Consider the following 24698-nt stretch of genomic DNA (forward strand, 5'->3'; position numbering starts at 1 on the left):
TTAAGCGTGACTGCCCTGTGCTCAGAAAGACGCGTTCACCCGGCCGAAATAATATCCGCCGGTGAATGGTACCTGGTTTGAGAACTGATCATACATGCTGCCACCTGCAGAAATCAGCTGGTCAGGCAGCTTGCGAGGGCGAACATTGAAAATATTGTTGGCGCCCACTGCGACATGAACATGTGACGTGACGCGATAGCCGATCTCCAGATCTGTCAGCCAGCGCGGCGTATTCTTGAACTGTGCGAAACAACTGTTGGAGTAACGCAGCGCTCCACCTTTCGGGCATGTGGCTGAGGCTGGTGTCCAGTCCTGATACGTCATCATGCCCGTCGTTTCACCATACCGGCTCTGACGGATGTTTACGTCCCAATCGCCGACAGTCCACAGGGCATTCAGGATTATTTTGCTGCGTGGGGTCGCCGTCGTGATGTAGGCAATCGTCTGATCGTTTAGCAGCGGGGTCCCGATCGATGAAATACCATTATGATGCAGACGGGTCCGGTTGAAGTTTAGCGCAGCCGTCAGGGCGATATTGCCCCACCGATGCATATGCACAAGGTAATCGGCTTTCAGGTCCAGCCCCTGCGTGCGTGTGCTTGCACCGTTGGACAGGAAGTAAGCGGACGAAGCCGCCGCATTGGTTGCTGTTGGTGAGACGTCGAACCCGAACGAACGGATGGCATCCAGCGCTTGTGCTCCGCGCACCGTTCCACCCTGCACAATGCGATCGCGCAGGTTGATCTGGTACACGTCAGCTTCGACATGAAGGCCGCGTACCGGCTCCATGGTAAAGCCGCCGCTGGCATTCACTGAGCGCTCAGGCTTCAACCCCGATGCACCGAGAGACCGTGCAGCGGCAGATTCAACCGGGAGCTGCCCTCCGACGCTACCTGTCCCTGCAAAAATGCTCAGGCGGCTGAAGTGAGATTCCTGCAATGTCGGAGCGCGAAAGCCGTTGCTGATCGTGCCTCGGAGTGCGAACCGACGAGATACATCGTACCGGGCGGAAATCTTGCCGTTTTCGGTGTTATTTGTGTCTGTATAATACTCATATCGGCCAGCGATATCGATCGAAAGCTTGCTTGTGGGCCGTAGCGTCGTGTCGACATACGCTGAGTACACATTGCGATACCACGTCCCTGCGGATTGGGGTGGAATGCCCGCGTGCTCTACTGGTCCCCCATCAAGATAGGATTCCGGATTGCCCGAGATGATTTGATAGGAATCCAGCCGATGCTCCCCACCAAAGGCAAGGTTCACAGGCATCCCCATAACCGTAAAACTGCGTCGCAGATCGAGATTATTGGTCCATTGTGCGTTCTTCTGGGTGTAGTCCCAGAATTTGGACGGTGAATATCCTGTCCGGGTCAGCATGCCGATGTTGACGTTGTCACGAATGCTGATCCGGGAGTTGTCGCCGCCGTAAACCGTGGAAAGGTTCCAGTCGAACCCAGCAAAATCATGGCCCTTCAAACCAAGGGTGACGCCATAGTCGAGTTCGTCATCGCCCGTGATCGGACGTAACTCGTCAATTCCCATGGCGGGCACGACGTAAGGGTATTTGTAGGCCCGCATGCCTGCATGGCGATAGGCGAGAGTTGCCTGTCCATAAAGCTCGATGTCAGCCCCGAGTGGCTTTCCGAAGTTCAGGCCGAAATTCTCGCGCGTCTCTTCGGGGGTGCTCAGATAATCGGTTTTGCGACCTTTCCACTTTTCTGAGCCTGGCTTAACACCGACAAAGTAGTTTTTTGTATCGGCGCCTGCTGGCCAATAACCGAGGAGAGCGTGATCCGGTCCCCACGCGACTGCATGTTCGCTGTGATAGATCTGCGCGCCAAGGTGTACATAGCCATCGCGACCAAGTTTGAAGCCACCGTCTGCATTGAGCTGGAACTGCTCTCCGCTCCCAAGATACGCATTGGCTCCACCCTGTCCTGATAACGACAGGCCGTGATCCTTCTTTTTGGTTATGATATTGACCACACCTGCAATCGCATCAGAGCCATACATTGCAGCGGCGCCGTCTTCGAGAATTTCGATATGATCGATCATATTCTCGGGAAGCATGTTGAGATCGACACCCGAAGACGCAAATTGCGGGCCTGGCTTCTGCACAATGTTCGCAGTGCTATGCCGACGCTTTCCATCTACCAGAACAAGCGTCTCATTCGGTCCCAGCCCTCTCATCTGGATGGATGACACCAGTGAGTTGGTATTCGATCCGCGGGCGCTCATTGTGATGGATGGATAGATGCGCGTCAGAGCATTGGCGACGTTCATTTCGGCTGAACGTGCGAGGGCTGCCGAGGAGATAATGACGACAGGGCTGATGCTTTGTCGAGCCTTGACGTGGGATTCACGCGTTCCCGTTACGATGACCTGTTCGCTTTCGTTTTCATGGGCAGTCGTCGTTCGTTTTGATTTTCCTTTGGCCTTAGCAGGTTTGTCGTCTGTCGTGGTTTGACCGGAAAGCGGTTGAGCCTGCGCGGGCACTAGGAATGCGCCGGTAGCAGTTGTTGCAACCAGAATTAAAACCGTCTTTTTCATCGGAATGTTTCCCAAAAACGCTATTTGTAACGCCTTGGTACGGATTGTTAGTTGGAAGAAATAAAGCAGAAAAGTTAAGGTTTTGTGTCATTATTATTATGTTTCTGATCTGTTTTTTAATATTTCCATATTTTTATTTCAATATAATATTGAAATAAAAATAAACAATTATGATATACTTTGAATAATTGAGAGCTGTCTGTGACCCTTGCAAGGTATGTGTACTGCATATGCTGCGTCAGTAGATACAGAAAATTACGCTCTCTGCCGGGTCATGGTTATGCCTGGAATATGAATAGGTGCGCACTCAGTGATGATGACAGCGGGGCATAAACTTGGTCCGCCTACTCCTTTTTTGGAACTTCCCATTCGTCATTTTTCGAAAATCGGCTCTTTCCCAAGGCCGGAACGCAGCAAACTTCGTGACAAAATATCATTAACTTACGCTTGAATTGACGAAATTTGAGAAATTTCTCTTCGTGAAATTATTATAAAAACCGTATAAATATATGATTCTAAAATAAATTATTAAAATTTTTTCTATGCCACCCACCAGGGTGTCAACTTTTTTTTTACCTTTGGAAAATTCATCCATATTCCGGCCCCTCAAAATTGTGTCTCTATCTCCATGACAAGATTCTGCAAACAATCTGAATGGAGCCATATTCTGTTAAATTCGCCCCTTTACGTAGGGCTGGTTGCGCTAGCCGCCAGCGATCGAATTTTACAGATATCAAAGAAATTCTGACTGTCCGTCCGCAGGGTCACAAAGAAATACCATCGAGAAGTTTGAATTTCTCACGCTCTGGGTGGTTGCACCGTTAACGAATTCTCTTGGAGGGAATTATGAGCCACGTAACGAACGGCGTTCTTTATGTTGATGATACCGTCAACGGAGGAACAAACCCTGGAAGTTTCTATACTTCAAGCTTCTCTTCGGTATCTGTGTCTTCTGGTGGTACTTACGGAAGCGCTTCGATTGTGTCTGGTGGCACAGTCGTCGTCCAGAGCGGTGGCTCAGTTTTTAACGATATTGTCTCATCAGGCGGCGTATTGACCATTTCCGCTGGCGGCAGCGGAAGTTATATCAGCTTGGCCGCTGGCGCGACATTCAATGTCGGCACCAACTACGACAACCAGCACATGACCTCCCTGACAGCTGTGTCAGGAACAAAAATTAACGTCTTGTCCGGTGGCATTCTCTCCAACGCAGACGCAGGTTCCTCTGGAACCATCGTTGTTAATGCTGGCGGAATTCTACGAAACGCTATCGTTTCCAAAGGCGGCGGGCTGGCAGTAACTGGAACAGCTTCCAACACAACCATTAATAATGGCGGTGTAATGGATATCAGCTCCGGCGGTCTGGCCTTCGGGGGCACCATCAATAACGGCGGCCAGGTCTTTGTAGGCTCTGGTGCGACCCTTTCAAGTGTGATCATCAACACGGGCGCTTCCGCTGTTGTCTCCGCAGGCGCCTCAACCGGCGCCCTGAAACTGAATGGCGGCACGCTCGATACGTATGTTGTCCCCTCGTTTGTCGCCGGTGGAGTTGTTAGCGGGACACTAATCTTTGAAAGCGGGGTCAAAGACGGCGGCTACCAGAAGCTTGGAACTGGGGTCACAATCAACCTGAAATCTGGAGCTGCTCTTTCCAACAGCACCATCGGTTCGGGCAATACTGTTGCAGTTTATTCCGGCGCTACCGCGAGTGGACTGGTTATCAGCGGCGGCGGTCTCGGCGTTCAGGGTGCGACATCAAACACGACCGTTATCAGCGGTGGCGTGGTGGATGTTGGATCTGGGGGCAACGCGACAGGAAACACAGTCAGCAATGGCGGGTACCTTTACGCTGAGTCTGGTGGCACGATTGGTACCACCACCCTTCAGAGCGGTGCAATCCTGAGCGCTAAGGCTGGATCAACTATCTCGGGTACTGTCACGGCCGCCAAGGGCGCTACACTGACAATCCCGACGACTGCTGGTGGCACCATCGACCTGCAGGGTAATGGGAATGTTGGCCTGACCATCACAGGTTCGGGTAACCCGACGACGGTTATCTCCGGTTTCTCGGAAGATAAGACGGCAGGAACCGCAGACGGCATCACGCTGACGAACGTCAAAACCGCCAACGTTGCTTCCGTCACCTATCCTGACGCTGACCATGTCACGTTCACGCTCAAGGACGGTTCAGCCGTCACGCTGAACATCATTGGCGTCCAGAACGTAGGCTATACGCTGGCTTCAGACAGCAGCGGCGATCTTGTCTATGAAGTGTGCTTCCTGGCAGACACCCTGATCGCAGGCCCAAATGGCAATATTGCCGTCCAGGATCTTGCACCAGGCGACACTGTCACGTCCTATCGCGACGGTCAGGCCTATAGCAGCACTATTTCCTGGGCAGGTAAGGCACATTGCGTCGTCCGTCCGGAAAAGGCTGATGATGAGGCCGGCTATCCAGTGCGGATCCTTGAAAACGCGATTGCTCTGGGTGTTCCCTTCCAAGACATGCTCGTGACGTCTGAACATTGCCTCTTCCTGGATGGCAAGTTCATTCCGGCCCGTATGCTCGTCAACGGTCGGTCGATCTATTACGACAAGTCCTTCACGTCCTATGACTACTTCCACATTGAGACGGAAGATCATTCGGTCATCATGGCAAACGGCGCACTGACCGAGAGCTATCTTGATACGGGCAATCGTCGTGCGTTCGAACAGAAGAGTAATGTCTTCATGTTCGGCCAAAAGGCGAAGTCCTGGGAGAACGATGCTGCTGCTGCTCTGACCGTATGCCGTGATCTGGTTGAGCCTGTTTACCGTCAGATCGAACAGCGTGCACAGGACCTACAGTTCGCAGTTCAGGCACCGGCTGCTACGACAGTCACGGAAAGCGACCTGCACCTAGTGTCTGATCGCGGTCACCGCATCCAGCCGCTCCGCACGGTCGATAACCGCGTCATGTTTATGATCCCGAGCGACGTGTCTTCGGTTCGCATCGTTTCGAACAGCAGCCGTCCGACTGATGCGATTGGCCCGTTTGTTGACGACCGTCGTATGCTGGGTGTGTTGATTGGCGATGTTTCGTTCTTCGACAGTGGCGTCACGGTAAACATCAAGACGCACCTCACGAAGGAAAATCTGAGCGGCTGGCACAGCGTGGAGCACATCCCAATGCGCTGGACGAACGGCAACGCCTACCTTCCGCTTGGTGCACGCCTGCCGGGGGGCATCGGTCTTCTTGCCATCAAGGTCGAGGCTGCTGGCCCTTACGTTGTTGCTCCGGCAGATGACGTGGAAGTCGCTCTCAAGACAGCCTGAAGGTTATTCCCCTGCCCGTGAGAACTACGGGCAGGCTTTCCCTCCCAGCTTAATCAAAGTTTTTGCTTTGGCTGGGAGGTTCTTAATATTCAAAAACTAAAGAGTAAGATTTACTAAATCAGTTTCGTGCAAGTCGAAGATGACATTCTTTATTTGCAAGAATGCAGTTGCTTTACTCTGCTTGGCAGATAGCCAAATTTTCTCTGAAAAGCAGCGCTGAAATGACTGACGTTGCTGTATCCAAGTTCCATCGCCGTTTCTGTTACGTTCAAACGCTCTAAAAGGCTTCGTGCGTATTCCATCCGATGGGATTGATACAGCGTATAGGGCCCGCAGCCGTACTGTCGGCTGAACAGTTCTTTAAAACGCGTGGGGCTAAGTTCACAGAGTGCCGCAAGCTGTGGGATTGTAGGAGCTTGGTCGAGACGCGCAAGAAGCGCCTTACGAGCATTTTCCAATCCATGGATTGTTTTGGCCGTTAACTGCGAACGAGCTGTTTTCTGCGTGGTAAACGCATAACCAAGCATGGTCATCGCTAATCCGTACCCCACGAGAGCTGCAGGGGAATGTGCGGCAGGAATAGCTCGTAAATAGCCAAAGAGTTGTTTGGCTGTTTTCAGAGCCGGATCCTGAAGTTCGAGAGATCGCCTCTGAATTCTGGGGAGGTGCTCGATTTGCATCTGCTCCAGCAGTGGCGATGGTACGTGAATTTCAAGAGCCGAGAATTCAGCACTGTTCTCGAAGGTAAAAGATTCAGCAGACGTGCGCGCCATAATAAGATCGCAGGCCTGAAAATGATGCACCTGACCGGCTGCCTTCATACTGCATGCCCCTGAGAGGATGACAGTACAGCGGGTGGTTGATCCTGGTTCATCAAAATAGCCATTCAACGCCCCCGCCTCGGAAGCCAGAAACCCACTTGTGAGAAGGCCACCAGCAAATCCGCAGGAATGCGGATGCAACAGAGATTTGCCTGCTACCCGGTCGGGGTGTGGTTGATGAACCTGAGTTGAGCTGACTTCTGCCATCACAGCGCGGTCTTTCCTGTCCGATCGGGGTAAACAGACTGATCCGGGTAGCGGAGATAATGAGAATTATTATCATCCAGATCCATGAAAGAAAACCTCTCCCTTCCATGGCTCAGGAGCAGCGTCCGTTTGCGGAGCGTGAGTTCACTGGCTTTCGTCTGTACGGCGCTGACGGCATTACCTGTCCCTGGATGGGCGGCCGCATCCCCTGCGGTAAATTGCACTCACAAGCCCGGCGATGATAACCCGGAGACATCCTGTATCTCTGCAAAAGAGGCCCTGACCGTCTGGGGTAAGCGCGCCGCTTTCGTGAACCCCGCGAGCACAACACATCTGTCTGCACAGGACATTCAGGCATACAGAATGCAGACTTTGGGGGACATTGCCGAACGTATCCCGAACCTGTCATTCACCAATACAACGCCCAACAATCCGGTTCTGATGGTACGAGGACTTGGCGGCACGGAGGATGAAGGGCCGGTTCTCTACACGCCCGTCCTGATCGACGGCATACCTGTTCCCAGCTTTGCCATGGGGCAGATGTTTGATTTCAGCAATGTGGATGTCATGCGCGGCCCTCAGTTGACAGAAGGGATCAATGCATTTGGGGGCATGGTTTCTGCGCAGTCGCGAGACCCTGGAAGTCGTCTCGGCGGAGCATTGGATTTCGAGTACGGAACGGGAAATCGCAAAAGAGCGACATTTTCAGGCGACCTTCCGATTGATGCATCCACCAGTCTCCGCCTTTCCGTGGGAGGAGAAACTGCCGATGGTTACATTCACAATCGGGCTCTGGACCGTCGAGATACTGGCGGCTGGCATGGCTGGTTTGGCCGCATCAAACTGCTGCATAAGGATAGTGCTGGCGGAGAATGGCGCTTTAGCCTGCACCATATGTTGAACCATGGCGGTAACGACTTTTTCGAAACGCCGCAACATGCCCGGAACCACGTTTCTTACAACACGTCGGAAGGCGTGAATGATACCGAATATCTCATTGGTTCAGCACAATATCGTCGACGCTTCAGTCAGCGCCTGATTTTGGACGTTACGTTCGGAGGAGCCTCTACCGATTGGCGTTACAGCAATCCCTACTCTGTCTTCTCTGCCAATTCTGGCTTTACCCTACCAACACGCCAGATTGGCGGGTCTGTCATGCTCTCCGGGAGTTCAGGAACACTGGACTGGAAAGGCGGGATTTACGGGCAGCAGGCTAAGCGTTGGGCACCCTATACCTTTGATATGACGCCCTATTATGCCAGCCGCACAACTGCGACATTGGGAACAGCTAACGTTGCCTTTATGGGGGAACTAGGGTGGCATTTCGCGAAGAGCTGGCGCCTTGTGCCATCGCTACGTATCGAGCATGTCGATAGTTCGCTCAGCAACTGGACAAGCTCCATGAGCGGGGACACGCCTTATGCGTATAGCATGCAGGACAGTCTTCCTCGTCAGACACTCTCCAAGACCGCTCCGCTTCCGGGCCTTAAAGTCGAGTATAATCCTCAGCCTTCTGGTCAATTGAGCCAGTTCGGCTGGCTGAGTTACTCCCGCTCCTTCCTGCCGCCAAATTATAGCCCTTACGGTTCCTACAGCAGTACCGTCTCGGCGCCGTATGCTTCCAGTTACGGCAATAATCTGGAACTGGGGTACCGCCTTGGAGATCTCACCGGTCGGTGGTCTGTAGAGGCAACCGGATTTGCGAATTTTCTCTCCAACCTTCAGGTCTCGGCCACCAATGGTGCGGGAGAATCTCTTATCGGGACTGCTGGTACCGCCCACTCACGAGGGGTGGAAGCAACCGCACACTGGAAGCCACTCAATACACTTCAGCTTAACGCGTTCCTTGGGCTGACCTACGCCGCATATGATCGCTTCGTCTTTGGTGGCGCAGATTACAGCGGCAAACAGATGGCTGGCACTCCGCGGAGTAATTTCGGTTTTTCAGGCGAATGGCATCCCGTTCCGGGCTGGGCCATCAATGCCAGCGTGGTCAGGCGCGGACGAACAACCCTCTATCCCAGCAGCAGTATTCAGAATGCACCCTACATCCTTGTGGATGCGCAGATCGAGAAGCGCTGGAAGCATTGGAATGTCGCGCTTTATGGCCACAATCTAACCAATTCGAGCTATTTTACGCGTGGCCTGTCGGGTGGGTACGTCGTGGCCGCCAACCCGCGCCAGCTTGGCTTCCGTGTTGGGGTAAATTTCTGACATGAAGAGCGCATCCTATCTCTGTCGGAGTGACCACTCTGAAGCCAGGACAACGATCTTAACGCGGCTTCTGGCAATCGGGCTCATGTATGGCTCGCAGGGTATCCCTGCGGGACTGGCTTTCAACGCATTTTCAACCATTTTGCACCATAACGGGACGCCATTGAAGGATATCGGCCTGACAGGGCTGGTGTTTCTGCCGTGGGCGCTGAAATGCTTCTGGTCCGGTATTGCTGACAATGCTGGCAAACGATGGGGCTATGGAGCCCTCGCCTTATGGACGCATATGTCAGCGGTCGTGGTCTGCCTACTTCTGGGCTTTGCCTCGCCTGAGCATCACTTTCTGTTGGCTCTGTCAGGCATTCTGCTTCTGAACACTATTTTTGCTACGCAGGATATTTTTACGAATGCGTGCGCCGTTTCACACATGAAGGGGCGTAACGCAGGGCTGGCGAATGCCTTACAGGTCATTTCATTTCTTCTGGGCATGGTGGTTGGTGGTGCAGGATCACTCTTCATCTATGAGCGGCTTGGCTGGTCCGGTGCGATGTGGGGCATGGCGTGTGAACTTTTCGTCCTTTGGCTTGCACTGCTGCCATTAAGAGCTGGCATCGAGCCTAACAGGGTATTCCAGAAGCCCTCTAGCCTTGTGGATCTTTTCCGGCAACCGGGTTTTCGGTGGGCGCTTTTGATGGCGCTTACCTTCAAATTTGTAAGTTCAGCGCTCGCGATGCTGCTCCAGCCCTGGCTGATGGACCGATCTTTCAGTCTGGATTTTGCAGGAACACTTCAGATGTCCAACATCATCTGTGGCGCCCTCGGTGGCGCAGCTATCGGCTTCCCGGCAGTCAGGTTTTTGGGCTGCCGTCGCGCTGTCGCCCTGCTCATCTGGCCATCCAGTTTGCTACTTGGAACGTTGGTGTGTCTGCAGGCCGGGGGGATGGCAACGCCAGTACTTCTTTATGCCGGTCTTGGCATGGAAAACTTCCTTGATGGAGGCTTTTACGTTTCCGTCTGGGCCACACTGATGAACTGGTCTTCAGAAGAACGGCCAGGAACGGACTACAGCTTTCTTCAGTGTGGAGAAAGTCTGGCGAACGTCCTCGCAGGCATGTCGATCGCGCCTTTGGCCTCAGTCATCGGATACAGCAGAACGTTTCTGTTGGCCTGGATCGCTGGGGCGTTCGCGCTGCTGCTTGTCGTGACGGCGGCCAGAAAACTCGCAGGCTTATGTGAGGGCACTGAGCCTTCCAAACAATCCTTCAAACACATGAGACATTCATGACGATATTCAATCTCTCCAAAGAAGCTGCCGATCTGTCGCTTATTGATATTGGCAAAAAGACAGAAACGGTTTCCACAAACGGGTTGAAGATGCTTTTCCCTTTTGGAACCCATGACGTGGGATTACTGCGTTTCAAAGGCTCAACCCCTTGGGAAGAGCATCCAAACGATGAGTTTCTTCTTGTGGTCGAAGGAGAAACTATGCTGACACTTCGAACAGAACAGGGCGAGGTCAGTTCTACAGCCAGCAAGGGTGACGTTCTGGTTGTTCCGGGAAAGACCTGGCATCGGCAGGATGCACCCGTTTCGGTCACTCTGATGTTCATTACGAATCATGAGGGTAACCGCCATCATGCCGCCTCTTGATAAAAGTTTGACGACGACGGACAACTAGGCATTCACGTTCTGGCGGCAGGTTCTTGATCGGACATTCTTGCCGCTACTGCCAATTCGTATGTCCAGCGTCAGGGGAGCCGTGGCCGGTCTTTGCGAAAGATGCTCTCGCAAAGACCGGCCCAGATCATAGCACTATGAAGCGTTCCGCCGATTTACCTGCAAACCCACCTCCCGTCGTCGGTTTTGCAGATTATTATGCCGGCGGTTTCGTAGATGGCTTCCACACACATGAGCGAGCTCAACTGTCTGTGTTCATGGCTGGGAGTGTGACAGTCACTACACATGAGGAAAGCTTCGTCCTTCGCCCCGGACAGGCGCTCTGGCTTCCTGCCCACACGCTGCATCAAGCAACCTGCCGCACCGACCTGTCGTTTCAGGTCATCTATGTTGATCCTGATTTTCCCGGCGCGGGCACGCTTACATGCAAGATGTTTGACGCATCTTCTTTGATACGGGGCCTGATGGACGAGATCATTGCCATGAGCTTTGAGTTTGCCATGGACAGCCGCATGTCAACGATTGCCGGGCTTCTTATCGATGAAGTGGAGCGCGCACCACGGCTCGCCGAGCGCGTGCTTCTTCCTGCCGACCCTCGTATGCGGCGGGTCTGTGAAGCGATTATCGCCAAGCCGGGAGATTGTCGCGACATCGATCACTGGGCGCGCGAAGCCGGTATGGCGCGGCGCACTTTTACCCGCCTCTTTCAGTCTCAAATGGGTATGGGCTTCGCGGCATGGCGCCGGAGAGTAAGGGTTGTGGAAGCCGCTTCCCGAATTGCGACGGGCCAATCGATTGCCGAAGTCGCTTTCGATCTAGGCTACGATAATGCCAGTAGTTTCAGCAGCATGTTTCACAGAACCTTTGGTGTTTCCCCCCGCGAGCTGAGAGCCAACTCGCCTACGGCTACGCGGTTATAAAGCATCGGGCTACCACACCTGATTACTCTACCCTTCCTCTCTACGGCTAGAAACTGGTAACAAACCGTTTCTTTTCTGCTCTGAAAGTGACCCGTTACCAGTAATCGGGCCTTATTCAGTTGCGTTTGGGCCAACTGCTCGCTGGCTGCTTGAAGCTGTTTCCGAAGATGTCTAGGAGCGCAATTAAGTATCATTCTTAACAATAAAGCCGGTCTCTGCCTCGCAACCAGCACGAGCCGGTAACGAAATGAGTTGGGTATGCAGCGCAGCAGGATAGTTTACACGGTTCTTTTCTCCCTCATTTTGAGCGATACGGCTTTCGCGGCTGAGCAGGAGAATAAAGCCAAGGATCCGCAGCAGTCTGGGGCGCCTGGCCCGGCTCAAGCAAGCGCTGACAATGCCAAAGCACGGAGCACAAGGGTTGAACGGGTTGAGGTTCATGCTCGCAAGTCTTCAACCATTGCCTCTTCCGCTACGAAAACAAACACACCTCTTGTTGAAACCGCGCAGTCCGTCACCGTCATCACCCGTGACGAAATGGATGCACGCGGTGTTCTGACACTGAATCAGGCCGTGCGGTACGCAGCAGGCGTTACAGCGGATACGCGCGGTGGTGAAGGCACCCGCTATGATCTCTTCGATCTTCGTGGCTTCACAGTGCCGACTTTTCTGGATGGACTGAAGTTTCAGGACAGCCCAACCGGCTTTGCCGTCGCCCAGACCGATACATACCGGCTGGATCGCGTTGAGCTGCTTAAAGGGCCGGCTTCTGCCCTTTATGGACAGTCCAGCCCAGGTGGTCTGACGGCGTTATCCAGCAAGCTGCCGACGGATCAGCGGTTTTATGGTAGCGTCAATACAACGGGCGGCATGTTCGATCTGTATCGTGTGGATGCTGACGTCGGCGGATTTGCGACCAAGGACGGTCTCGTTCGCTACCGGCTTTATGGCACAGTAAATGGGCAGCATACCCAGCTCAGCAGAACCGGTAGCCGACGCTTCAGCATTAGCCCGGCCTTTACCTTTGGAGGCGACGGCCCGACCACCCTCACTTTGCTGGGTAATTACCAGTACGATCCTGAGAGTGGTTCTTATGGCGGCGTGCCGCTGATTGGGTCGCTCAAGCGTGCTTCCTACGGCTACCTGCCCCGGAATTTCTATGACGGGGATGTCCCATCAGAAAAATTCAACCGCAAACAGGGCGCAATTACCTATATCTTCAATCATCGCTTCAACGATGACTGGAGCTTCAGTACGCGCGGCCGCTACGATGATATCAAGACCATCTATCGCAGCGTGTATAACAATGGCTATTACGACAGCGATGATGGTACGAGTGGGCAGATGCTGTCCCGCTCTGCATACGGAACGCACGAACATACCTATAATCTGGCGTTTGACAGCCAGGTCAAAGGTCGCGTCCGCACTGGCCCGTTGCGGCATGCCCTGATGTTCGGTTTCGACTATATGCAGCAAAAGGCCAATGACACAGAAGCCTATGGCGATGCTCCGGATCTGGATGTGCTCCATCCCGATTATCACATGGTCATTCCGGACCTGTCCCCGTATCTGAATTATGTCACTCATTCTCATCAGATCGGCGCGTATGGTCAGGATGAAATCCGCTGGCATCGGCTGATCCTTACGGGAAGTATTCGCAATGACTGGTATCGCTCGCATCAGGTTGAGTCTCTGACACCTTCTGACAGCCGCCAGAGTTCAAGCCAGGTTACATGGCGTGCTTCCGGTCTTTATCACTTTGACTTCGGCCTCTCACCTTACATCAGCTATTCGACGTCTTTTCAGCCGCAGTCAGGCTCTGTTTCCAACGATGGCGGGGCGACCGTTCGCCAGGCCAATCCATCTATGGGCAAGCAGCTTGAGGGTGGCTTGAAATATCAGCTTCCTGGAACATCCATCCTGCTGACCGCAGCGGGATTCCATATCGAGCAAAGCAACGTGCTCGTCTCGGTCGCGAACACAGGGTACAGTGTGCAGAGCGGACTTGTTCACTCGGACGGTTTCGAATTTGAAGCCCATGCCGAGCCATTCCGTAACCTCATGCTGACAGCCGCAGTGAGTTTCCAGAAGATCAAGGATGATTCGACCGGGAAGCCATTGATCCAGTCTGGAAAAGGGAATGCCTCCCTCTTCGCGTTCTACACAATGCCCTCCGGGCCGCTGAAGGGGTTCGGATTTGGTGGTGGTATGCGCTATTCCGCAAAAACCTACGGCGGTGAAGCAACATATGGCAGCGTCTGGCTTCCCCAATATGCTCTCTTCGATGCGTCCGTGAGCTATGATCTGGCGAACATGTCCCATTCGCTTCATGGCTGGAAAGCCTCTGCAAGCGTTCGCAATCTCTTTGACAAGAAATATATCGCGAACTGCTTCGCGTACGGTGCCGACGGACAATATTGCTACTACGGCGAGCGCCGGAATGCGCAGGCCAGCATAGGGTATAGCTGGTAATTCCTTACGAAGAAGGTTGCCAGAATAGTTTCTGGCAACCCCTTTCAAAAGGCTCATACCGTCATGTGTTAAGCCTTCTCCTTAAGCTGGAAGCATTCCGTCTCCCGCATATTTAAGGCGTTGTGCGTCCCGTGCGGGAGGAACCCCAAACATGCGCCGGTATTCTCTACTGAATTGGGACGGGCTGTCGTACCCGACCGCAAATCCGGCCTCAGCAGCATCGACCGTGGCACTGAGCAGCCTGCGGCGCGCCTCCTGAAGGCGAAGGCGCGTGCGATACTGCAAGGGGCTCATCATCGTGGCTGCCCGGAAATGCCGATGAAATGATGACGGGCTCATCCCGGCAATCTTCGCAACAGATGCAATGTCGAAAGATTCTGCATAATGCGTTCGTATCCAGCCGATTGCCCGATTGAGTTGGGAGAGATTTGTCCCCGCGGTGGCAATCTGCCGCAGAACATAGCCTTGAGGCCCCTGCAACAAACGATACAGCAGTTCGCGAAGGATGGCGGGCTGAAGAATGGGAATGTCTTCCGGATTTTCCAACAGCCCTACGAGGCGGGTCACTGGATCCAGGATTTCATGGGTAAGTGCACTGACCGTCATGCAGGATGGGCAGGTCGTCCCGTTTGTAGGAAAGGCATCCTTCATTTCGAGTAGCAAATCAGCAATTTGCGCAGGATCCAGAGCCAGGCAGAGCGCCAGATAGGGCTTTTCATGCGTGGCTTGTGTCACCTGCCCGGTAACGGGAAGGTCAACGGCCGTTACGAGATACTTGCTGGCATCATAATCGAAGACCTTGTCACACAGCATGACCTGTTTTGACCCTTGGACAATCACACAGAAGCGGGGTTCGTACACCACATCCATTGGTGTCGTGGGGGCATCGGCACGAAAGAGCAGCAGGCCCGGCACAACCGAGCGGGTCGTTGGCTCGACGCAATGGCGGTCGATCGTGTCTCGAAGCCGTGACAGAATATCCTGCATGAAGCGAAATTTCCGATTTTTTCAGTCAGTCGTTTGGGTATTGCACATTTAGGGGTATGCCTGATCCGCCCAGAAGGGTAGTGTAAGACTTTGGTCGGATTGTGCAAGCATATGATCGAATCAGGCATCTTTTTGAAGTTTCGTTCTAATTCATTATGGCACTGCACCCACTTTTGATGGCGCTTTAGGAGCTATTGGCTTTATTTCATGTCCTCGCCTGCAGTTCGATATGGCAGGATTATGCAATCATCTGATTGGATTGCTCTACCGGATGTTGCGCGCGGAGTTGCATGATCCGCCCAAGCCTTCCGCGGCGGTTATGCTCCTTCCCTGAGAACGTCGTTTCCGGTGAGAAGACGGCAAACGCGGCGCGGCATCATGTCATGGCGAAAAGCTTGCCGATTTGTCCGCACGTGGATTGTGCCGGACAAGCGGGGTGCGGGTTCCGTGCTCCAAAGCCATCTGAACAGAGATATTCAATGGGGATCGTCGCCTTTGCGCTACGACGGCCTTACACATTCCTTGTCGCAGGGGTACTCATCCTGCTTCTGGGCATCACGGCCGTCTTCAGAACGCCTACCGATGTGTTTCCGAACATCGATATCCCGGTCGTCACCGTCGTCTGGTATTATGACGGCCTGGATGCCGCCGAGACCGAGAAACGGATCAGTACTTATACGGAGTTTTCCGAAAGCTTCTTCGTCAACAATCTGCGGACCATCGAAAGCCAGACGACACCGGGGCTGGTCCTGCAAAAGCTGTATTTTCAGCCCGGCGTAAACGTTGACCTTGCGGTCGCACAGACCGTTTCGGCTACAAACTCAATCCGCGCCCTGCTACCACCCGGCATTCAGCCGCCCATCATCATGCAGTACAGCGCCTCCAGTGTGCCGGTTCTCCAGCTTTCCCTCTCTTCGGAGAAGCTGACGGAAAGCGAACTGTATGATTATGGCATTTACCGTATCCGTCAGCAGCTCGCCCCTATTCCCGGCACGATGCTACCCCCGCCCTATGGCGGAAAGATCCGTCAGGTCATGGTGGATATTGATGAGACCAAGCTGGCGGGTGTCGGCCTGACGCCGCTGGATGTTTCCAATGCCATCAACGTGCAGAACCTGACGCTGCCCGGCGGAACGGTGAAATTCGGCGCCACCCAATACGACGTGCGTATGAACGGCATGCCAGACGTCGCAGCGCGTTTGAACGATGTTCCCCTCAAGCGTGACCCCAAGACTGGCGCTATCGTTCGTATTGCGGATGTTGCGCAGGTCCGTGATGGAACGGCCGTACAGCAGAATGTGGTGCGCCGCGAAGGACGCCGCTCCGTGCTGCTCTCCATCATGAAGGCCGGAAATGCCTCGACGCTGAGTGTTGTAAACGCCATTCGTAATCAGGTTCTTCCTGTTACGCGTGCAGCAGCCCCGGCGGGCATGAAGATCGAGGAACTGTTTGACCAGTCCCTGTTCGTCAAAGCGGCAATTACCGGAGTGGCGTCTGAAGCTGTCATTGCCGGTCTGCTAACAGCGGCCATGATCCTTGCGTTTCTCGCAAGCTGGCGTTCGACCATTATCGTTGCCGTCTCCATCCCGCTGGCCATCCTGTCTTCGATTGCCGTGCTGTCCTGGAGTGGCCAGACACTGAATTTGATGACCTTGGGTGGTTTGGCTCTCGCCGTCGGTATTCTGGTAGATGATGCGACTGTAACGATCGAAAATATCCATCGTATTCGCCATGAAGGAACAGAACTGCGACAGGCCGTGCTCAACGGCGCGTCGGAAATCGCACTGCCAACACTGGTGTCGACACTGGCCATCTCCAGCGTGTTTGTGTCGGTAGAGTTCCTTGTCGGCCCGTCCCGCTTCCTGTTCACACCGATGGCCCTTGCTGTTGTGTACGCCATGCTCGCCTCCTATGCGATCAGCCGGACACTGGTGCCAATCTTCGCAGCTATTCTTCTGCGGTCTGAAGAACGGCAGACCACGCGCCGCCGCGATGCCGGGCTGCCTCCTGATGTCATTACCCGGTTCGGCATTGCTTTTGACCGGCGCTTTAACCGGCTGCGGGATAGCTACGTCCGTCAGTTACATGGCCTCATCGAAAGTGGCTGGAAAGTTCCTGCGCTGGCAGGTGTGACTGTTCTGGCTGCCGGTTTCCTCGCAACTCAGGTCGGGCAGGATTTCTTCCCCACGATTGATGCCGGCGAATTCAAGCTCCATGTCCGCGCGCCGGAAGGAACGCGCATCGAGAGCACGGAACGACTGTTTGATCAGGTTGAAGACGTCATCCGTGAAGTCGTGCCCGAGCATGAACGGTCATTGGTCCTCGATAACATGGGTGTACCATTCCGGTATTCCATGCCTTTCGACGACGGCACAACCGTTGGACCGAATGACGGTCAGATCATGGTGGAGTTGAAGGAAGGGCATCGCCCAACCGCCGACTATATCCGCACACTCCGGACCGAACTGGCTCGCCGCTTCCCGGACAGCGTGTTCTATTTCCAGCCCGCCGATATCGTGACCCAGATCCTGAATTTCGGGCTTCCCGCGCAGGTGGATATCCGCATTTCGGGTTATGATGCAGCCAATAACCGCAAGGTCATGCAGGAAGTCCGTCAGGAAGTCTCCCGCATTCCTGGCCTGGTGGACGTCCATCTGCATCAGCAGATTGCCGCTCCAGAACTGGCAATTGCGATTGATCGTGAGCGCGCTCTGGACCTCGGCCTGACACTCAATGACGTTGCGCGCAATGTGATGGTATCACTGGCGTCCTCCAATACCGTAACCCCGAACTTCTGGGTCGATCCGGCAACTGGCATCCAGTACCCGCTCGCGGTCCAGACGCCACAGTATCGGGTCAACAATCTGGGTGATCTTCGTAACACCGTCATTGCCTCCGCACTTGGGTCACAGCACTCCTCGGCTCTGTTAAGCAACGTCGCAACCATCAAGCGTGGCACGGCACAGAACGTCATTTCACACAGCAACATCCAGCCAACGCTTGATGTCGATGCGAGCGCGGAGGGGCGTGATCTGGGAAGCATTGCCCGGGACATTGATCGGGTCATTGCGCGCCATCGGGGAGAGCTTTCACCGGGCAATGTGATCACCGTTCAAGGGCAGATTGAAAGCATGCATTCTGCCTTTACCCGGCTGGGTATCGGCCTGATGGTTGCAGCGATTGCGGTCTATCTTCTGATGGTCGTGAACTTCCAGTCCTTCATGGACCCGTTCGTGGTCGTCCTTGGCCTTCCCGGCGCCATGTGCGGGATCGTGTTCATGCTGTTCGTCACAGGGACAACGTTCTCGGTTCCTTCCCTCATGGGGGCGATCATGAGTGTCGGTGTGGCCAGCGCCAATTCGATCCTGCTTGTAACCTTTGCCAAGGAAAGACGTGCTGAGGGCTTGAGTGCCGTCGAAGCCGCCGTCGCTGCCGGACAGGCACGCCTGCGCCCCATTCTGATGACGTCGCTCGCAATGATCATCGGCATGTTGCCCATGTCTCTGGGGCTCGGAGATGGCGGCGAACAGAACGCCCCGCTCGGACGCGCCGTGATTGGCGGCCTGATGATGGGCACCTGCGCCACGCTCTTCATAGTTCCCTGGCTCTACACACGCCTGAGAAAACGAGAAAGCCGCATTCTTGAGGAATACAGTCATGTCTGAACCCGTTTTATCCTCGACCGGCGCCCGTGAAGAACGCCGTGGGCCACCCATTGTGCCGTTGATTGGCCTCGGAGCTATCCTGCTGCTCGGCTACGGGATCTACGCGCATAGTGAACGCGGCATCGCGGTTCGTGCTCTCGCTGAGACGCGCCAGAACCAGACGCCAGATGTCAGCTTCATGATTGCTCACAGAGAGGCGAAGCCTGTCTCTCTTGATCTTCCTGGAGAAACCGCCCCTCTCGAGACGGCGGCAATTGGTGCGCGGGCATCAGGGTATATTGCCGAACGACGTGTTGATATCGGCACTCGTGTGAAAGAGGGAGACGTTCTGGCCATTATTCATGCGCCAGAGCTGGATCGACAGGAAGCACGCGCCAAGGCCGCGGCCGAACAGGCTCGCGCCAATCTGGATCTCGCCCGTGTTACGGCAAGGCGCTCTGGTGGCCTCGTTGGTGGTGGCGCGGTGAGCAAGCAGAACTTCGATACGGATCGCATTACCCAGCAGGCTCAGAATGCTGCACGTGCGGCCGCTGATGCGGCCTTGGCAGAGAGCGCACAACGACGCGCCTACACGACCGTGACGGCCCCTTTCGATGGTGTTGTGACGGTACGGAACGTGGAAGTTGGCGATCTGGTGAGTGCGGATAGTGCTCAGTCAGTCCCGCTGTTTGTGGTCGCTCGCACGGATAGACTGCGTGTCCGCGTGCATGTGCCACAGGAGGAGTCCGGCACAGTGCAGACGGGTACACCTGTCAGTCTGACTGTACCGGACCACCCGGGCGAAAGCTTTGCAGGCACCGTCACACGGACAGGTCATGCGCTGGAACGTGAGAGCCGGATGCTGCCAGTTGAAATCGAGCTGGATAATCGTGACGGGAAGCTTGCCTCCGGTGTGTATGGTTCCATTCATTTCGACTTGCCCCGCCCTGCCCCGACCCTGCTGATTCCAACGGAATCACTGATTTACAACGCGGACGGCCTGTCCGTGGCCACCGTCGAAGATGGGAACCGACTGCGTCTTCACAAGGTGACTGTTGGCCGGGATTATGGAGATCGGATTGAGGTCCAAACCGGTTTGGCTGAAGGAAGCCGCCTGATCATGCATCCTCCCTCGGCTTTGACAGATGGCCGGCAGGTTGCACCGCATGATGTGAATGGATCGAAGGGAGCGTGAAGATGCGTTCTTCCACCACAACTCTTACTGCTGGATTAGCGCTCCTGCTGAGCGGCTGCACGATGATTCCGGACTATCATCGCCCTTCAGCCCCAGTGGCAACCGCATGGCCCAATAAAGCGGCCGATGTGGCGGCTACGGATGGGGGTAGTCTTGAGAACTGGCGCGCATTTTATCGCGACCCCGTTCTGCAATCGCTGATCGAGACGGCTCTGACCAATAACCGGGACCTTCAGATCGCCCAGCATCAGGTCGAAGCGTCCAGCGCGCAGTTTGATATTGAAAATGCTGCCCTCTTCCCAACCCTGAATGGGACGGCGGGAGCGAATGTTCAGAAGATGAACTCCAGGATCTGGAGCCTGTCACAGGGGAATGGTCCGTTCTACATGCGGCAATATGCCGTGGGGTTTGGTATCTCGGCTTATGAGGTCGATCTGTGGGGACGTATCCGGTCAGCCTCTCGTGCGTCGTTTGATCGGTATGTTGCAGATGAACTGGGGCGTGAGAGTATGCGCCTTAGCATCATTGCAAGTGTTTCGACAGCAATGCTCAACTGGGTCGCTAACAATCAGGCCGTTCTTGTTACACAGAACGTCCTTGCGAACCGCCGTCACACTTATGATCTGGTCAAGCAGACAGCCGATGTCGGCACCGGAACTCAACTTGATGTTGCCGAGGCGGAAGCTGCTCTGCGGGACGCGGAAACCAATCTTCAGATCTACACGCGTCAGCGCGAGCAGGCGATGAACCAGCTTGAGCTTCTGGTCGGCACACCTCTGGTGCCATCAGTGCGTGCTGATCTGGAACATAAGGCTTCCCTTGAGGATGTGGTGCCTTTTCCGGATGTTCCAGAAGGGCTTCCTTCAGACATGATTGCACGTCGGCCTGACATCCTTTCGGCAGAGCAGGTTTTGCGGGCGGCGAATGACGATATCGGAGCGGCGCGAGCTGAGTTTTTCCCCAAAATCCAGATCACTGCGGCGAATGGTACGGCGAGCAACAATATCACTCGCCTGTTCCAAAGTGGGATGGGTGCCTGGAACGTAGCCCCTCAGATCACTCTTCCACTGTTTGACGCCGGGCGTCTGACAGCAGAGCTCCACCAGGCAAAGGCTCGTAAGAAGGAGGAAATCGCACGGTATGAGAAGACGGTGCAAACTGCATTCCGGGAAGTTGCCGATGCCTTGGCGGGACGAAGCACCTACCTGGAGCAGTTGCATGCGCAGAACGCCTTGGTTCAGGCTGGTGGCCGCCAGTATCAACTCGCACTCGCGCGTTTTAAAGGAGGTTATGACCCCTATCTCGATACGCTCGTCGCACAACGGACACTCTATAGTGCTCAGCTTGGAGCGATCACGACCCATCTTCAGCAGATGTCTAATACGGTAACACTCTACAAAGCGCTTGGAGGCGGATGGAACGAGACCCTTCCGGCTCGTAAGGACGCCGTTATCAACCACGTTTTGTAGCGCTTTCTTCTCTTTCTACCGTCCTTGGCGGCGAAATTCCCGATTTTGCCGCCATTTACGAAAATGTCCGATATCGTTTGTCATAACTCTCCCAATGACAAACCTTCCGTAACAAACGTAAATGAGAGTAATTATCATTTGCGGAAAAATCAGATGGCTGCCCTTAGGACACTCGCTTTTGCATGCGCGGGATTATCTGTTTTCAGCGGGTTTTGTGCAGAAGCCTCATCCAATGACGCGCCCTCTTCCACATCAAGCAGCAAGGAAGATCGTTACAAAAAGCCCAAAACCGTCACATCGCACGGTAAGGCTGAACATATTCGTGTTCATGCAGATGCACATTCCTATGGAGCCACATCCAGCAGCATAGCGGACAAGCTTCCCACAACATTTCTTCAGCAGACCCAGACGACGAACGTTGTGACCCATCAGGTCATTGAAGACATGACGCCTCAGACGATGGAAGATGTGGCGAAATATGTGCCCGGCATTTCCATCGGCAATAACTTTGGCGGCACACAGGATGATCTGATGAAACGCGGTTTCGGAGCCGTGGACGATGGTTCGATCCTGCGCAATGGTGTGCGGATGCCGACTGGCCGGAACTTCGATCTCGCCACAACAGAACGCGTGGAAGTGCTGAAAGGGCCAGCGTCCCTTTTCTACGGAATGCAGGAGCCTGGTGGCGTCATCAACGTCATTACAAAGCAGCCCCGGAAAACGTGGGGAGCCAATCTCGGGACGACATGGTCTTCGCTCGGCGGCGGTTATGGCCACTTTGATGTGGGTGGCCCCCTCACCCATGGTTTGAGCTTCAGACTTGTGGGGTCTTACAAAAATGAGAATTACTGGCGTAATTTTGGCTCCAACAGGCAGAAGCTTCTGGCACCGTCCCTCCGTTTTGAGCACGGTCGCTTCACAGCAGATGTGTCTTACGAATGGGCGAAATATAACAATACGCTAGACCGCGGTGCTGTCTTTTCGAATGGACGAGCGGTCAGTGGTCCAGCAAAGCGGTTGGATGAAAGCTGGGCCAAATCCTTTGGCGAACGGCATCTTCTGGCTGCGACGATGGAGTATCGTCTGACGGATAATGACCGCATCCGCCTGTCCGGAGGCTGGAACCGGGACAATTATCATGATCGGCAGGCTGATCCGTCTGCCTACAACGCCGCTACGGGCATCCTGACCCGCCGTTATAGAAGCAATACCGGAACCATCCGTGCCAATGGCTATGCGTCTCTGGATTACATTTCAAATCACGTCCTGTGGGGTATGAAGCATGATCTTGTTGTGGGCGCCGATTACGAGAACCGCCAGCAAAACCAAGGCGCTTTTATTGATGGGACGCGACAGGGTGGGTTCTATCCCGCTGATCCTGTGTATGAGCTGCTCAAGCCTGTTGGACCTATAAACAATAGCAACAGTGACTGGCGGCAGCACATCAACAGTGCTTCAGGATACCTCAAAGACAATATCCATCTGGGCCATGGGCTGATTTTAGCACCCGGTGTGCGATATCAGTTTTTTCACATCACGTATGGAGGTCGCCGTCCGTACGTGCAGACAACCGATGCATCATATACCAAGCCTCTGCCGTTCGTAGCGCTGGTGTATCAGCTAGGGAAACGCGTCTCTTTCTATGGAGATTATTCCCAGTCTTTCACACCCAATCAGCTTGATGCTGGCAGCGTTCTTGAAGGGGGATACAAGCCCACCATGGGACGACAGTTTGAAGTCGGTGCGCGCTATCAGGATCGTTTCCTGACGGCGGATGTGGCTTTGTATAATATCCACAAGAAGAACGTACAGCAGTCTGCAGGGCTGGACGAGACAGGGAATACGCTTCAGCGTCTGGCGGGCCTGGTGGGTTCCAAGGGAGTGGAGGCCAGTGTGGCAGGCAAGCTGGACAAGCACTGGAACGTTTTAGCCAATTATGCCTTCACCTATGCGCGTATCCTGCGTGACACGCCTGCTGATGAAGGCAAGCTTGTCGCCAACGTGGCCAAGCATACTGGTGGTGGCTATCTCACTTATGAAGCAGCTTTGCCATGGCTTCAGACGACCATGCGGATCGGCGCAGGTGCTCGATACGTTGGCCGGCGGCCGGGAGATCTGAACAATACCTTCTGGCTTCCAGGCTACACAACGGTTGATGCCTTTGCGTCATGGCACACGGGGCGGCTGTTGAGCCATGACACGTCTTTGCAGGTCAATGCCGTCAATCTGGCCAATAAAGCCTATTTCGTCTCAACCGCGGGGACCCCGCTCCGTGTTTCCTGGGGGCAAGGCCGTACGGTGCATGTGGGCATTGAGGTCGGGTTTTGAACGCTTAAGGGATTTTGAGCCCTAAATGCTCTCCTGCGACTTTCGAAAACATACAGGCGATTGACCCAGAAGGTGTGTGAACGCTTTTGCGAAGGCGCTGAGTGATGCGTAGCCCACCTCTGCACTCACATCGGTCACGCGCTGACCTTCGGCCAGCAGGGTCGCAGCGTGGAAAAGGCGAGCCTGCGTAATCCATGCCTGCCACGTCATTCCGGTTTCATTAAGAAAATGACGGCGGAAACTGCGCTCAGACATGCCGGCTTGATGCAATGCCTGCGTCAGGCTGGCATGGCCGGGATCGACAAGAGCACTATCCATAGCGCGCACCAGCGATGGATGGGTGACGCGCGGTAGAGTGAACGTCTCAGCTGCTTTCTGCTTCATCTGTTCCTGACACAGCAGAAACAGAGCCTGAAAAAACGTTTGTTCGACAGGCATCTTCTCCGCTGATTTATCTGACCAGCGAAGCGTGTGAAACAGCATCTCCTTTATGACGGCCGTCACTGGGAAGGTTTGAATGCGTTCCAACGTTTCTGCAGAAAAATGCGCGGGATCAAAGTAGACCGAGACACCATCCAGATTACGCATCATGGTGCGATGTCGCGTTCCTGCGGGTATCCATATGGCATGAGACGCTGGCAGAAGATGCCGCCCTTCCGGACCTTCGATCTGCGTTGTCCCACGTCTGGCGTATGTGATTTGATGTCGTGGATGCTCGTGCCAATCATAGAACACAGCTGTTGACGGATTGCGAAACCCGAAACCAACACCACCCGAGGTATCGATCCGGTTCTCAATCAGGATGCTCTGTGTTTGATTGGCAGTCAGGTTTTGAATTGGCCGGTTCCCACTATTTTATGGCCGAGAAGCGTTAGTCGGCCAGTTGCTCGGTCTTTATC

The 24698-nt window shown here is 54.4% G+C and carries 14 protein-coding genes and 1 pseudogene; 10 read left to right on the forward strand and 5 right to left on the reverse strand.

Annotated elements, in window-relative coordinates; translation table 11 throughout:
• Window positions 1–21 precede the first annotated feature (21 nt).
• Window positions 22–2550, reverse strand: coding sequence for a TonB-dependent receptor (locus ABDK75_RS07340; RefSeq protein WP_346005379.1), 2529 nt, complete (start codon window positions 2548–2550; stop codon window positions 22–24).
• Window positions 2551–3396: 846 nt separating this feature from the next.
• On the opposite strand from ABDK75_RS07340, the gene ABDK75_RS07345 reads away from it, so the two are divergent.
• Window positions 3397–5865: a Hint domain-containing protein gene (locus ABDK75_RS07345; protein WP_346005380.1), complete on the forward strand. Its 2469-nt coding sequence runs from the start codon at window positions 3397–3399 to the stop codon at window positions 5863–5865.
• A gap of 149 nt (window positions 5866–6014) precedes the next feature.
• Here ABDK75_RS07345 and ABDK75_RS07350 read toward each other — a convergent pair whose 3' ends face one another.
• Window positions 6015–6893: an AraC family transcriptional regulator gene (locus tag ABDK75_RS07350; protein WP_346005381.1), complete on the reverse strand. Its 879-nt coding sequence runs from the start codon at window positions 6891–6893 to the stop codon at window positions 6015–6017.
• Window positions 6894–7031: 138 nt separating this feature from the next.
• Here ABDK75_RS07350 and ABDK75_RS07355 point away from each other — a divergent pair, with 138 nt between their 5' ends.
• From ABDK75_RS07355 to ABDK75_RS07375, 5 genes are all read left to right on the forward strand, one after another.
• Window positions 7032–9107 carry a TonB-dependent receptor domain-containing protein gene (locus tag ABDK75_RS07355; RefSeq protein WP_346005382.1) on the forward strand — a complete coding sequence of 692 codons (2076 nt, stop codon included), beginning with the start codon at window positions 7032–7034 and terminating at the stop codon, window positions 9105–9107.
• Window position 9108: 1 nt separating this feature from the next.
• On the forward strand, window positions 9109–10392 hold the full coding sequence (locus tag ABDK75_RS07360) for an MFS transporter (protein ID WP_346005383.1): 1284 nt from the start codon (window positions 9109–9111) through the stop codon (window positions 10390–10392).
• Window positions 10389–10757, forward strand: coding sequence for a cupin domain-containing protein (locus ABDK75_RS07365; protein ID WP_346005384.1), 369 nt, complete (start codon window positions 10389–10391; stop codon window positions 10755–10757). The genes ABDK75_RS07360 and ABDK75_RS07365 overlap by 4 nt, the downstream gene beginning before the upstream one ends.
• Before the next feature lie 164 nt (window positions 10758–10921).
• Window positions 10922–11704: a helix-turn-helix transcriptional regulator gene (locus ABDK75_RS07370; RefSeq protein ID WP_346005385.1), complete on the forward strand. Its 783-nt coding sequence runs from the start codon at window positions 10922–10924 to the stop codon at window positions 11702–11704.
• A gap of 258 nt (window positions 11705–11962) precedes the next feature.
• Window positions 11963–14176 carry a TonB-dependent siderophore receptor gene (locus ABDK75_RS07375; RefSeq protein WP_346005387.1) on the forward strand — a complete coding sequence of 738 codons (2214 nt, stop codon included), beginning with the start codon at window positions 11963–11965 and terminating at the stop codon, window positions 14174–14176.
• A gap of 81 nt (window positions 14177–14257) precedes the next feature.
• On the opposite strand, the gene ABDK75_RS07380 is transcribed toward ABDK75_RS07375, so the two are convergent.
• Window positions 14258–15163 (reverse strand): AraC family transcriptional regulator, encoded by a 906-nt coding sequence (locus ABDK75_RS07380; RefSeq protein ID WP_064274858.1) that lies wholly within the window; start codon window positions 15161–15163, stop codon window positions 14258–14260.
• Window positions 15164–15642: 479 nt separating this feature from the next.
• Between ABDK75_RS07380 and ABDK75_RS07385 the strand changes: the two genes are divergently transcribed.
• From ABDK75_RS07385 to ABDK75_RS07400, 4 genes are all read left to right on the forward strand, one after another.
• Window positions 15643–18828 carry an efflux RND transporter permease subunit gene (locus tag ABDK75_RS07385; protein ID WP_346005389.1) on the forward strand — a complete coding sequence of 1062 codons (3186 nt, stop codon included), beginning with the start codon at window positions 15643–15645 and terminating at the stop codon, window positions 18826–18828.
• Window positions 18821–20002, forward strand: coding sequence for an efflux RND transporter periplasmic adaptor subunit (locus ABDK75_RS07390; RefSeq protein ID WP_346005390.1), 1182 nt, complete (start codon window positions 18821–18823; stop codon window positions 20000–20002). Before ABDK75_RS07385 ends, ABDK75_RS07390 begins: the two co-directional genes overlap by 8 nt.
• Window positions 20003–20004: 2 nt before the next feature.
• Complete coding sequence (locus ABDK75_RS07395; protein WP_346005392.1) at window positions 20005–21471, forward strand: efflux transporter outer membrane subunit; 1467 nt, start codon at window positions 20005–20007, stop codon at window positions 21469–21471.
• 153 nt (window positions 21472–21624) lie between these two features.
• Complete coding sequence (locus ABDK75_RS07400) at window positions 21625–23799, forward strand: TonB-dependent receptor (protein ID WP_346005393.1); 2175 nt, start codon at window positions 21625–21627, stop codon at window positions 23797–23799.
• Between the two features lie 21 nt (window positions 23800–23820).
• On the opposite strand, the gene ABDK75_RS07405 is transcribed toward ABDK75_RS07400, so the two are convergent.
• Both ABDK75_RS07405 and ABDK75_RS17825 read right to left on the reverse strand, forming a co-directional pair.
• Complete coding sequence (locus ABDK75_RS07405) at window positions 23821–24390, reverse strand: helix-turn-helix transcriptional regulator (protein ID WP_408874427.1); 570 nt, start codon at window positions 24388–24390, stop codon at window positions 23821–23823.
• Window positions 24391–24534 (reverse strand): annotated as a pseudogene (locus ABDK75_RS17825) (AraC family ligand binding domain-containing protein); the annotation flags it as partial.
• Between the last annotated feature and the right edge of the window lie 164 nt (window positions 24535–24698).

The organism is Gluconobacter sp. OJA, from assembly GCF_039638325.1.
Lineage (GTDB): Bacteria > Pseudomonadota > Alphaproteobacteria > Acetobacterales > Acetobacteraceae > Gluconobacter > Gluconobacter cerinus.

Excerpts from the sequence above, each read along its gene's own strand:
- ABDK75_RS07365 (WP_346005384.1), top strand. The coding sequence starts at position 10,389 with ATGACGATATTCAATCTCTCCAAAGAAGCTGCCGATCTGTCGCTTATT.
- ABDK75_RS07395 (WP_346005392.1), top strand. The coding sequence starts at position 20,005 with ATGCGTTCTTCCACCACAACTCTTACTGCTGGATTAGCGCTCCTGCTG.
- ABDK75_RS07400 (WP_346005393.1), top strand. The coding sequence starts at position 21,625 with ATGGCTGCCCTTAGGACACTCGCTTTTGCATGCGCGGGATTATCTGTT.
- ABDK75_RS07340 (WP_346005379.1), bottom strand. The coding sequence starts at position 2,550 with ATGAAAAAGACGGTTTTAATTCTGGTTGCAACAACTGCTACCGGCGCA.
- ABDK75_RS07360 (WP_346005383.1), top strand. The coding sequence starts at position 9,109 with ATGAAGAGCGCATCCTATCTCTGTCGGAGTGACCACTCTGAAGCCAGG.
- ABDK75_RS07390 (WP_346005390.1), top strand. The coding sequence starts at position 18,821 with ATGTCTGAACCCGTTTTATCCTCGACCGGCGCCCGTGAAGAACGCCGT.
- ABDK75_RS07380 (WP_064274858.1), bottom strand. The coding sequence starts at position 15,163 with ATGCAGGATATTCTGTCACGGCTTCGAGACACGATCGACCGCCATTGC.
- ABDK75_RS07405 (WP_408874427.1), bottom strand. The coding sequence starts at position 24,390 with ATGATGCGTAATCTGGATGGTGTCTCGGTCTACTTTGATCCCGCGCAT.
- ABDK75_RS07385 (WP_346005389.1), top strand. The coding sequence starts at position 15,643 with ATGGGGATCGTCGCCTTTGCGCTACGACGGCCTTACACATTCCTTGTC.
- ABDK75_RS07350 (WP_346005381.1), bottom strand. The coding sequence starts at position 6,893 with ATGGCAGAAGTCAGCTCAACTCAGGTTCATCAACCACACCCCGACCGG.
- ABDK75_RS07375 (WP_346005387.1), top strand. The coding sequence starts at position 11,963 with ATGCAGCGCAGCAGGATAGTTTACACGGTTCTTTTCTCCCTCATTTTG.
- ABDK75_RS07370 (WP_346005385.1), top strand. The coding sequence starts at position 10,922 with ATGAAGCGTTCCGCCGATTTACCTGCAAACCCACCTCCCGTCGTCGGT.
- ABDK75_RS07345 (WP_346005380.1), top strand. The coding sequence starts at position 3,397 with ATGAGCCACGTAACGAACGGCGTTCTTTATGTTGATGATACCGTCAAC.